Raw genomic sequence first — 11,485 nt, forward strand, 5'->3', positions numbered from 1 at the left:
GCGTAAAGGAAGGGGGGTTCCTCAAAAAGTTGGGGGGGGAGGAAAAGGGTGGGGAGGGACCGGACACTTTTGCAAACACCCGTCGGGAAAAAAGGGAGTGTCTTCCCCTCTCCCCGAGGGGGGAGGGGGAGAACCCGCTGCGTCGTCGGTCGTGCGCTCAGGTCAGCGCAGGCCGAACGCCTTCACGACCTCCTGGGTGACGGAGCTGCCCGCGTCGTCCTGCGCCGCCGTGCGCAGCGAGACGGACGTGGCACCCTTCGGCGCGTCGAACGTGACCGTCCAGCGGCCCTCGCCCGACGGCTTCGCCGCCACGGACCGCCACGTGGCGCCCTCGTCGAACGACACCTCGACGGCGACGCCGGTGACGGTGCCCGCCCCGACGGCGCCCTCCGGCGGCAGGGCCGCGGTGACGTCCACCCGGACCGGCTTGTTCCGCCGGACGGCGCCCGACAGGTCCCGGCCCGCGACGTCGTACCCGAGCGACACGATCGGCAGGGGCGAGCCGTCCAGCGCCGCCTGGTCGGCCTGGAACGTCCAGACCGTCGAGGTGCGGCTGGAGTAGGCCCACGCCGCCGGGTCGAGCGCCGTGTCCTGCTCGAAGCGGTACGTGTGCGTCCCCTCGACGACGGGTACCTCGCGCTGGATCGCCTGGCCGGACATCTCGCGCACCAGCGTGCCGTCCTGGAACAGCCGGGAGGTGACCGGCTGGTCGTCGCCGAACCCGCCGGTCAGCTCGCCGGTGCTCGACGCCGGGGGCACGTTGAGCTGGAAGAACTCCCCGTTCGCCTTCGACTTCCAGTAGCCGGGACCCTGGTGGGGCGCGGTGACGCCGAACCAGTCGATCGTGGTGCGCGAGCCGGCCGCGTACCGGCGCTGGTCGTCCCGCACCTCCCACCCGTTGGTCGACGTGGCCGTGGCGTACCAGCCCTGCTCCTCGCCCACCGGCGAGATGTACACGAGCTGCTCGTCGCCGGACATGCGCGGCTGCGTGACCCCGAGGCAGCCCAGGCTGTACTCCGGGCAGTCGTAGCGGCTGACGAACGTCAGGCGCGGGTCGGGGTCGGCCAGCCGGTCGGTGACCTGCGCGAGGTCCTTCTCCCGCGGCGCGACGCTCAGGTCCGCGGGCACCGAGCCCTCCCACGTCTTCACGACGTCGTAGGAGTAGTCGGGGAACTCGACGCCGTCGCCGGTCAGGCGGGCGCCCTTCCCGGCGGCCCCGGCGAGCAGGCGCCCGCCCTCGTCGGCGGTGAGGGAGACGACCGGCACGTCGGTGCCGCCGGCCGGGTCGTACAGCACGCCCGGCCCGTCGTTCACGACCACGAGCAGCGCGGCGCCGGCGGCGTCGGCCGCCGCGGCACGGTCCCAGGGCGCGACGTCGGGGTCGTTGGTCACGACCAGGGCCTTGCCCTGCGCGGCCACCGCGGCGATCTCGTCGGGGGTGCCCGTCCCCGCCGTCACGACCTCGAGGTCGACCTTGCCGTCGAGGCGCGCGCTGCCCGCCTGGTAGACGGGCGCGAGGGCGGCCGGCCTCGGCGTCCTGGCCTGCAGCGACAGCAGCGGCGCCGTGCGAGACCACCGGCTGGTGAGCTGGAAGTCCCCGCCGGCGACGTCGCCGGTCTCGTTGACCCAGACCTCCGCGCCGGGGACCATCCCGACGGAAGCGGAGAACGTGGCGAAGTCGCCGCCGATGCCGGAGTCGTGGAACCACTGCACGCGGCCGTCGAAGTCGGCGCTGGCCCGCGGCGTGTCGAGCTCCACCGGGTTCGCGTCGCGGGCGTCGAGCACCACACGGACGTCGCCGTCGGCGACGGTGACCTGCGGGTCCGCGAGCCAGTACAGCCGGTCGGTGCCGTCGGTGTCGGCGTACCGGATGCTCGTGAGAGCGGTGAACTCCCCGGGCTCGACGCGCTGGGTGGGCGTCGCCCCCGTCTCCGGGTCGGTGACGAGCGGGGTGATCCACTGCGTCCCGTACCGGTACAGCGAGACCTCCGCCGCGACGGGCTCGCCGTCGGGGCCGAGCACGGTGACGTCGAGGTCGTAGTGCTCCGTCTCGCGGGTGAGGCCGGTGGCCGTGCGCGCCGCGACGGCGCCGTCGGCGGTGGTCGCCACGACCTGGCCGGTGTACTTCCCGGCGGCGGTCGCGTCGGCGAACGACGCCGTCGCGTCCACGGACACGGTGCCGTGCGCCGGCACGACGACGTGCGTCGCGCTCAGGCGCACCAGGTCGACGGCGCCGTCGGGCCCGGTGGTGGTGGACGCCAGGTCGAGCGCGACGTCGGCGTCGGTGTCGTTCGCGTAGGTGATGGTGCGGGTCTGCGGCTCGGGGTCGCCGTCGCCCCAGGCCACCCGCCCGAAGTGCACCGAGCCGGTGGCGTCGACGCCGTCCAGCGCGGCGGGCACGTCGAGGCGGCCGGTGCCGACCTCGTACGGGGTGTACCCGGCGAGCCCCACGGCCGACGACATGAGCGCGTCCTTGATCCGCGCCGCGTCCCAGTCGGGGTATGCCGCAGCGAGGATGGCGGCCGCGCCGGCGACGTGCGGCGTCGCCATCGAGGTGCCGCTCATCGTCTGGTACGGGCCCTCGCCCGCCGCGTACTGCGACCGCGCGGCCGTGATGTCCACGCCCGGCGCGGCGAGGTCCGGCTTGAGGCCGTCGTCCAGGCCGCGGGGCCCGCGGGAGGAGAAGTACGCGATCTCGTCCTGGTCGTCCGTCGCCGCGACGGTGAGCGCGGCGTCGGCGGTGCCCGGGCTGCTCACGGTGCCCTCGCCGCCGGCGTTGCCCGCCGCGATGACGAACAGCGCGTCGGTCTCCTCGGTGAGGTTGTTGACGGCCTGCGCCACCGGGTCGGTCTGGTCGTGCCGCGAGTCGTCGCCGAGGCTCATGCTCACGACGTCGGCGTCGACGTCGCGCGACGCCCACTCCATGCCGGCGATGATCCACGAGTCCAGGCCGAAGCCGTCGTCGCTCAGCACCTTGCCGACGGCGACGTCGGCGCCGGGCGCGACGCCGCGGTGCACGGCCCCGTCCGCCGCGCCCGAGCCGGCGACGGTCGACGCGACGTGCGTGCCGTGGCCGTGCACGTCCTTGACGGTCTCGCCGGGGACGAACGACTCGGTGGTCGTGACGACGTCGGCGAGGTCGGGGTGCGCGGCGTCGACGCCGGTGTCCAGCACGGCCACGGTGGCACCCTCGCCGTCGTGCCCGGCGGCCCACGCCTCGGGGGCGCCGACCAGCGGCACGCTGACGTCGAGGGTCGCCTCGGCGCGGCCGTCGAGCCAGAGCTTGGCGATGCCGCCGGCGAACGTGCCCGGCGCGGCGGCCGAGCGGGCGGACGGGGTCGGGGCGGCGGTGATCGCGCCCCAGAAGGTGGCCGCGTCGTCGGTGTCGGTGCGCAGCGCCGCCCCGCCGATCGACGTCAGCTCGAGCACCTTCTCGCTGCCCCGCGGGGCAGCGGCGGCCGCCTTGCGGGCCTTGCGGTCGTACTGCGCGATGACGGGGATGGCCGCCTCGTCGTCGTAGCCGTCCGCGACGAGCCCGGTGACGTTGAACAGCTCTCGGTCCAGCGCGCCCGACGCGAGGTACGGCTGCGCGGCGGCGGGCACCACGTACAGGTCGTCGCCCACCTCGAAGGTCTGGGCCGGCTCGGTGGCGCCGGCGGCGGGCTCGACCGTGACGGCGGGCCGGCCGTCGCCGGTCGTGGCCACGTGCACGACGTCGCCGGTGACGAGCGTGAGCGTGGCGGTCGCGCCCCCGGGCGCGGCGGAGGTGGTCGGGGTGGCGGACGCCGGTGTGGCGGCGCCCGGGTCGGTGGCTGGTCCGGCGAGGGCCGGTGCGGCGCCGGCGGCCAGCAGGGCGCTGACAGCGGTGGCGGCTAGACCGGCACGGACGGGTGGTCGCATGGTGGGGCCCCTTTTGCGTCGAGCCGACCTGAGTGGCGGCAACGGTGACGGCACTGTCGGTGTGGGAGACGGTGTCATCACCGTTGACCCGGCACAACGACCACGGGTGGCGGATCTACGCCATGACAGGAAACCGCATCCCGGCGTGGCGGTCCGCCGGGCCCCGGGGCAGCCACGACGATGGCCCCCACGAGGGCCCGCCCGGGCCCGGACGGGCAGGGGGACCGATGACGCGGACGACGACGGGCGACGGGGCCGACCTGGGGGCCGACCTGCTGAGCGACGTCGCCGGGCTCCCCGCGGCGCTGCTGGCCGCCTACCGGGTGCTCGTGGCGACGCCGACGTCGGACGCGGCAGCCGTCGCGACCGCCCTCGACGTCCCCGTCGACGACGCGGCGGAGCGGCTGGAGGACCTCGCCGCGCGGGGGTTCGCCACCCCGCTCGCCGCGTCGCCCGGGGCGCCGGGCCGGCGTTTCGCCGCCGCGCCGCCGTCGGTCACCCTGGGCGCCGTCGTCGCCGCCCGCGAGGAGGCGGTGCGCCGCGCGCAGGCCGAGCTGGACGTCCTGGAGGAGATGTACCGGCTGGCGGGCGTCGGCGGGGACGGGGCCGGCGAGGTGGTGCAGGTCGTGCGCGGCGCGGACGCCGTCGCGCGCTGGTTCGGGCGCGTGCAGGCGGGGGCACGGCGCGAGGTGCTGGCGCTCGTGCAGCACCCCGTGGCCGTGACCAGCGCCGACCAGAACCACGTGGAGGGCGAGCTCGTGGCCCGCGGCATCCGGTACCGGGCGCTGCTCGAGCGCCCCATGCTCGAGACGTTCCCCGGCGGCCTCGACGCCTTCGCCGAGTCGCTCGCCGCCGGCGAGGAGGCCCGGGTGGCCGAGTCCGTGCCGCTGCGCATGATCGTCGTCGACCGCGAGCTCGCGTTCCTGCCCGTCCTCGCGGACCCCGAGCGTGCGTCGGCCGCCGCGATCCTCGTGCGCCCGAGCGCGCTGCTCACCGGGCTGGTCGCGCTCTTCGAGACCCTGTGGACGACGGCGGCCCCCGTCGTCCTGCACGGCGCGTCCGCCGCTCCGGGGAGCGGCGCCGCGGACGACGTCGACGCCCGCCTGCTCTCCCTCCTGCTCGCCGGCCAGACCGACGAGGCCGCAGCGCACCAGCTCGGCGTCTCGCTGCGCACGGTGCAGCGGCGCGTGCGCGAGCTGATGGACCGCGCCGGCGTCCGGACCCGCGTGCAGCTCGGCTGGCACGCCGCGCGGGCCGGCTGGGGCACCGCCCCGGGCATCGAACCAGGTCACGATTGGGCGAAACTCGAGCCGACGCCTTGACACCGCTGCCACCGCGGCCGTGCGATGAGTGGAGCCGACGTGCAACGACGCGCGCCGGCACGAGGGCGTAGGAGTGAGACACATGCGAGGAGCTCCGAGGACTTCTGTGGTCGCCGCGGTCGCGGCCGCGGTGGCGCTGACCGTGGCCGCGTGCGGCGGCGGCGGCAACGAGCCGAACAGCGGGGGCAGCGGGGGCTCCGGCGGCGACGAGGTGGAGGTCTTCACCTGGTGGGCCGCCGGGTCCGAGAAGGCCGGCCTCGACGCGCTGGTGAAGGTGTTCGACGAGCAGCACCCGGACGTGAAGTTCGTCAACGGCGCCGTGGCCGGCGGCGCGGGCTCGCAGGCGAAGGACCTGCTGCAGACCCGGCTCCAGGCACAGGACCCGCCGGACACGTTCCAGGCCCACGCGGGCGCCGAGCTGCAGGACTACATCGACGCGGCGCAGATCCAGGACGTCACGAGCCTGTACGACGAGTTCGGGCTCACGGACGTCTTCCCGCCCGACCTCATGGACCGGCTGACGGCCTCCGACGGCAAGATCTACTCGATCCCGTCGAACATCCACCGCGCCAACGTGGTGTGGTCCAACCGGAAGGTGCTGACCGACAACGGCATCGACCCGGACGCCACGTACACCGACCTCGCGTCGTGGATGAAGGATATGGACACGCTGAAGAAGGCGGGCGTCACGCCGCTCGCCGTCGCGCAGGCGTGGACCCAGGTGCAGCTGCTCGAGACCGTGCTGCTGGCCGACCTGGGCGCCGACGGCTACTCCGGCCTGTGGGACGGCTCCACCGACTGGAAGGGCGCCGAGGTCACCGCGGCGCTGCAGGACTTCCAGAAGCTCATGGGCTACACCAACACCGACCGCGACGGCCTGGACTGGCCGGAGTCGCAGCAGCTCGTGATCGACGGCAAGGCCGCGTTCACCGTGATGGGCGACTGGGCCGAGGCCTCCTACGAGGAGCAGAAGAAGGAGCTCGGCACCGACTACTCCGCGTTCCCGGTGCCGGGGACGGACGGCGTCTTCGACTTCCTCGCCGACTCGTTCACGCTGCCCGTGGGCGCGCCGCACCCCGACGGGGCGAAGGCGTGGCTCGAGACCGTCGGCTCCGCCGAGGGCCAGGAGGCGTTCAACAAGGCCAAGGGGTCCATCCCGGCGCGCACCGACATCGACATGGCCAGCTTCGGGAAGTACCAGCAGGACGCGGCGGAGTCGTTCAAGAGCGACACCATCGTGTCGTCGCTGGCGCACGGCGCCGCCGTCCCGGTAGCCACGCTGACGGCCATCACCGACGCCACCAGCAAGTTCACCTCGGGGGCGTCCGACCTCGCCGGCTTCCAGTCGGAGCTCGCGGCCGCCAACGCCGGCTGAGCGCCGGATGCCGTCCCCCGTGCGCACCGGGCGGTCGGGGGTGCGCCGCGCGGTCCGCCGCGCCGGCGCACCCCTCCTCCTGCTGCTGCCCTCGCTGATCCTGGTGGGGGTGTTCGTCTACGGCCTGATCGTGGCGAACGCCCGCACCTCCGCCACCGACAACCACACGGCCGCCCAGGCCACCGGCCAGGCCCCGACGGTCGTCGTGTGGTTCCGCAACTACCTCGACCTGCTCGGCAGCGAGGAGTTCCAGCACTCGCTGACCAACCTCGTGCTGTACACGGTGGTCTTCCTCGTCGGCACGATGCTGATCGGCTTCGTCTGGGCCTGGCTGCTCGACAAGCCGCTGCGCGGGGAGGGGTTCTTCCGGTCGATCTACCTGTTCCCGATGGCGGTCTCGTTCATCGCCTCGGGCGTGGTGTGGCGGTGGCTGCTCAACTCCAACCAGGACGAGCAGGCGTCCGGCCTCAACCGGCTGTTCCAGATGATCGGGCTGGACGCGCTGCAGAACAACTGGTGGAACAACGTCTCCGTGGGCATCGTCGCCATCGCGATCCCCGCGATCTGGCAGCTGTCCGGGTACGTGATGGCGCTGTTCCTCGCCGGCTTCCGCGGCATCCCCGTGGAGCTGCGCGAGGCCGCCCGCGTGGACGGCGCCAGCGAGTGGAAGCTCTACCGGCACGTGCTCTTCCCGCAGCTGTCGCCGATCGCCCTGTCCGCGCTCATCATCATCGGCCACATGTCGCTCAAGGCGTTCGACCTCATCATGTCGATCTCGAAGCCGGCGAACTACCAGACCAAGGTGCCCGCCGTGGACATGTACGTGTTCAAGTCCGCGTTCGACTACGCCAACGCGGCCGCCGTCGGCACGATCCTGCTGGTCATCGTGGCGATCGTCATCGTGCCGTACCTCGTGCACACGCACCGGCAGGGCAAGCGATGACCGCCGTCATCGAGGAGGAGGCCGGGCGCCCCGTCGACCTCGGCCGGCACGCCACGCCGCGGGGTCGCTTCACCGTCGGCCGCACGCTGCGCTACCTGGTGCTCCTGTTCTTCGTCCTCGTGGTGCTGGTTCCCGTGTACGTGCTGCTCGTGACGAGCTTCAAGGGTCCCGGCGACGCCGCGCCCACCCGCGCGTGGAACCTGCCGCAGGTGTGGACCACCGCCAACTGGGAGACGGCCTGGTCCACGCTCGCGCCCGCCATCGGCCGCACGGTGCAGATGGTGGTGCCCGCGGCGCTCATCTCCGCGTTCCTCGGGTCGCTCAACGGGTTCGTGCTGTCGCGCTGGCGCTTCCCCGGTGCGGACCTCGTGTTCACGCTGATCCTGTTCGGCATGTTCATCCCGTACCAGGCCGTGATGATCCCGCTGAACCAGCTGGTGCTCGGCCTCGGCGTGCCCAGCGGCATCCCGTCGCTGATCCTGCTGCACGTCGTCTACGGCATCCCGATCACGACGCTGATCTTCCGCAACTACTACATGACGGTGCCGAACGAGCTGATCGAGGCGGCGCGCGTCGACGGGGCGGGGATGCTCCGCACGTACGCGTGGATCGTGCTGCCCATCTCGATCCCGAGCTTCGTCGTCGTGCTCATCTGGCAGTTCACGTCGGCGTGGAACGACTTCCTGTTCGCCGTCTTCTTCTCCTCCAGCCAGAACGGCCCGGTCACCCTGGCGCTCAACAACCTCGCCAACGGCGCCCTGCTGCAGGACTACGGCGTCTCCATGGCCGGCGCCCTGTTCGCGTCGCTGCCCACGCTGCTCGTGTACGTGCTGCTGGGCCGCTACTTCATGGGCGGGCTCATGTCGGGGTCCGTGAAGGGCTGAGGCACGCCCCCGGCCGCCGTCAGGAGGCCGGGGGCACCTCGCCGCTGCCGCGCGGCACGAGGTGCGTGGGCACGACGACGACCTGCGCGGCGCGCGCAGGGTCGGCCGCCCGCTCCAGGGCGAGGGACGCCGCCCGCCGCCCCATCTCGACCGCGTCGTAGCCCACCACCGTCACGCCCAGCAGGTCGGCGAGCTCGAAGTCGTCGAAGCCGACGAGGGCGACCGCCGCGCCGCCCGCGCGCGACCGGGCGCGGAGGGCGTGCAGCGCCCCCACGGTGATCTTGTTGTTGGCGGTCACGAGGGCGGTGGGCGGCTCGTCGAGCGCCAGCAGGTCGGCGACGAGCGCGCCGGCGACGGCCGCGTCGTGCGCGCCGTCCCGCACGTACCGCTCCGGCTCGACGACGCCCGCCTCGGCCAGCGCCGCGACGAACGCGTCGCGGCGCTCCCGGAACGTCCACAGCCGCGACTCGTCGCCGACCAGGCCGATCCGGCGGTGCCCGTGCGCCAGCAGGTGCCGCACGGCCGCGCGCACCCCGCCGCCGTTGTCGATGACCACCGTGTCCGCGTCGACGTCGGGCGCCGGGCGGTCCACGAGGACGACCGGCAGCCCCTCCGCCTGCTCCTCGCGCAGCGCGGCGTGATCGCCCGAGGTGGGGGTAAGCAGCAGCGCGCCCACCCGCCGCTCGACCAGCTCGTCGGTGAGCTGACGTTCGCGGTCCGGGTCCTCGTCGCTGCTCGCGGTGAGGAGCTGCAGCCCCTGCCCGCGCAGCTCCCGCTCGATGCCGCTCGCGAGCGCCGAGTAGAACGGGTTGGCGAGGTCGCCGGTGACGAAGCCGACCAGGCGGGCCGCCCCGCCGCGGGCGAGGTCGGCCGCGGCGGCGTTGCGCCGGAACCCGAGCTCGTGGGCGGCGGCCTGGACGCGTTCGCGGGTGCCGGCGGCCACGTTGGGCTCCGCGTTGAGCACGCGCGAGGCCGTCTTGAGGCTGACCCCGGCGCGCTCGGCGACCGCCGCGAGCGTGGGGCGGCGGCCGCGGCGGGGGCCGGGCTCGAGCGTGGAGGTGCCCTGCGTCATCTGTTCTCCCGACAGCAGCGGACGATCGTGGCGACGACGATATCGAGAACCGGCGCCGCGGCAGACCATCTGGCCGCACCTGGGCCGGGTTCACCCGTTCCGCCGAGGACGTCGGGCGACGGCTCCGGGCGTGGGAGCCTGCCCCCAGGCCGCACCCTTGGGGGCGCCGCCCACGTGTGTCGGGGCCGGCGGGCACCCTGGGTGCATGACGACGACCACCCCCGCCGCACGGTGCTTCGGCGACGGCGACCCCCTGTACGAGGCGTACCACGACACCGAGTGGGGCGTGCCGGTGCACGGCGAGGCCGCCCTGCTGGAGCGGATCGCGCTGGAGGGGTTCCAGTCCGGCCTGTCCTGGATCACCGTGCTGCGCAAGCGGCCCGCGTTCCGGGAGGTGTTCCTCGACTTCGAGCCCGAGCGCGTGGCGGCGCTCGGCCCCGACGACGTGGAGCGGCTGCTCGGCGACGCACGCATCATCCGCAACCGCCAGAAGATCGAGGCCACGATCGGCAACGCGCGGGCCGTGCTCGCGCTGCACGACGACGGGCGCACGCTCGACGAGCTGTTCTGGTCGTTCGCTCCCGCGCCGCGCTCGCAGCGGCTCGGCGCGTGGGACGTGGTGCCCGCCAGCACGCCCGAGTCGGTCGCCCTGGCGAAGGCGCTCAAGAAGGAGGGCTTCCGCTTCTTCGGGCCGACGACGGCGTACGCGGCCATGCAGGCGTGCGGCCTGGTGGACGACCACCTCGCGACCTGCCCCGTCGTCGTCGGGCACGTCGCGGCCTGACCTGGTCGAATGGTGGGGTGCTGGGGTTCTGGTGGGGACTGCTGGGCAGCTCGTCGCTGCTGATCGGCGCCGCCCTGGTGCTGTGGCGCACGCCGAGCCGGCGGCTCACGGGCCTGATCATGGCGTTCGGCGCGGGCGTCCTCATCAGCGCGGTCGCCTACGACCTGGTGGAGGACGCGTCCCGGTCCGCGAGCGGGTGGGTGCTCCTCGCGGGGCTGGCCGCCGGTGCGCTGACGTTCTTCGTGGGCGACCTGCTCATCGACCGGCGCGGCGGGCGCGACCGCAAGCGGTCCACGGGCGTGCAGGCGGAGGGGTCGGGCGGTGCGATCGCGCTGGGCACGGTGCTCGACGGCATCCCGGAGTCGGTGGTGCTCGGCTCCACGCTGGTCGGCGGCGGCGGGGTGAGCGTCGCGGTGCTCGCCGCCGTGTTCATCTCCAACCTGCCGGAGGCGATGTCCGCCACGGTCGGGCTGCGGCAGGCCGGCACGTCGACCGCCCGACTCGCCCTGCTGTGGGGCGGCACCACGCTGGTCTCCGCGCTGGCCGCAGGCGTCGGGTACGCGGCGCTCGGCACCGCCGACCCGGCGACCATCGCCGTCGTGCAGTCGTTCGCCGCGGGCGCGCTGCTCACCATGCTCGTGGACACGATGATCCCCGAGGCCACGGAGTTCGGCGGGCCGGTGACGGGGCTGGTCACCGTGCTCGGGTTCGCCACCGCGTTCGGCCTGTCGGCCCTGGGCTAGGGTCGCCGCCATGGTGGTCTCCCCCGCTCCGGCGCGACGCCGCGCGGCGCCCTGGGCCGCCCTGGCGCTGGTCGGTGCGACCGGGCTGGCCGCGTGCTCGTCCGCCGGAGTCGACTGCCCCGCGGTGGGTTACTTCGACACCCTCGAGGTCGCGCTCGACGGCGACCTGACGCAGGTCGACCTCGTCCAGGTGTGCACCGACACTTGGTGCAGCCCCGGCCCCGGGGTCGACGAGTCCAGCTCGCCCACGGGGACCGTGACCGCGGCCGACGACGATCACACCTGGTCGTTCGCGCTGACCGGCACCCCGGACGAGGTCGTGGTCCGCGTGCTCGCCGACGAAGCGATCCTCGCCAAGGAGTCGGCCGAGCCGCGGTGGCACGAGGTGTCACCGGGGCCGTGCCCCGGCCCCTCGGAGGCGACGGTCGCCATCACGGTCCCGGCCACCGCCTAGGACAGGTA

General features: G+C 73.9%; 9 protein-coding genes. 7 read left to right on the plus strand and 2 right to left on the minus strand.

Features of this window, described 5'->3' with window-relative positions; all coding sequences use genetic code 11:
• Positions 1 to 162 precede the first annotated feature (162 nt).
• Positions 163 to 3,900, minus strand: coding sequence for a S8 family serine peptidase (locus tag ACWF41_RS01835; protein WP_380323601.1), 3,738 nt, complete (start codon positions 3,898 to 3,900; stop codon positions 163 to 165).
• A 227-nt stretch (positions 3,901 to 4,127) separates the two neighbouring features.
• On the opposite strand from ACWF41_RS01835, the gene ACWF41_RS01840 reads away from it, so the two are divergent.
• The 4 genes from ACWF41_RS01840 (at position 4,128) to ACWF41_RS01855 (ending at position 8,424) form a co-directional block, all read left to right on the plus strand.
• On the plus strand, positions 4,128 to 5,222 hold the full coding sequence (locus ACWF41_RS01840; RefSeq protein ID WP_380323604.1) for a hypothetical protein: 1,095 nt from the start codon (positions 4,128 to 4,130) through the stop codon (positions 5,220 to 5,222).
• Between the two features lie 82 nt (positions 5,223 to 5,304).
• On the plus strand, positions 5,305 to 6,597 hold the full coding sequence (locus ACWF41_RS01845; protein ID WP_380323607.1) for an ABC transporter substrate-binding protein: 1,293 nt from the start codon (positions 5,305 to 5,307) through the stop codon (positions 6,595 to 6,597).
• Positions 6,598 to 6,604: 7 nt separating this feature from the next.
• A complete protein-coding gene (locus tag ACWF41_RS01850) occupies positions 6,605 to 7,540 on the plus strand; it encodes a carbohydrate ABC transporter permease (protein ID WP_380323610.1) in 936 nt (311 codons plus the stop codon).
• Positions 7,537 to 8,424: a carbohydrate ABC transporter permease gene (locus tag ACWF41_RS01855; RefSeq protein WP_380323613.1), complete on the plus strand. Its 888-nt coding sequence runs from the start codon at positions 7,537 to 7,539 to the stop codon at positions 8,422 to 8,424. Before ACWF41_RS01850 ends, ACWF41_RS01855 begins: the two co-directional genes overlap by 4 nt.
• Before the next feature lie 19 nt (positions 8,425 to 8,443).
• Here ACWF41_RS01855 and ACWF41_RS01860 read toward each other — a convergent pair whose 3' ends face one another.
• Complete coding sequence (locus ACWF41_RS01860; protein WP_380323617.1) at positions 8,444 to 9,496, minus strand: LacI family DNA-binding transcriptional regulator; 1,053 nt, start codon at positions 9,494 to 9,496, stop codon at positions 8,444 to 8,446.
• 205 nt (positions 9,497 to 9,701) lie between these two features.
• Between ACWF41_RS01860 and ACWF41_RS01865 the strand changes: the two genes are divergently transcribed.
• The 3 genes from ACWF41_RS01865 to ACWF41_RS01875 are packed head-to-tail and all read left to right on the plus strand — an operon-like array spanning position 9,702 to position 11,477.
• Entirely contained in the window at positions 9,702 to 10,280 is a 579-nt protein-coding gene (locus ACWF41_RS01865; RefSeq protein ID WP_380323620.1) for a DNA-3-methyladenine glycosylase I, read from the plus strand.
• A 17-nt stretch (positions 10,281 to 10,297) separates the two neighbouring features.
• Positions 10,298 to 11,023: a ZIP family metal transporter gene (locus tag ACWF41_RS01870; RefSeq protein WP_380323623.1), complete on the plus strand. Its 726-nt coding sequence runs from the start codon at positions 10,298 to 10,300 to the stop codon at positions 11,021 to 11,023.
• A 10-nt stretch (positions 11,024 to 11,033) separates the two neighbouring features.
• Positions 11,034 to 11,477, plus strand: a complete 444-nt coding sequence (locus ACWF41_RS01875; protein ID WP_380323625.1) for a hypothetical protein — start codon at positions 11,034 to 11,036, stop codon at positions 11,475 to 11,477.
• Positions 11,478 to 11,485: the final 8 nt, after the last annotated feature.

The organism is Isoptericola sp. NPDC055063, assembly GCF_053608125.1.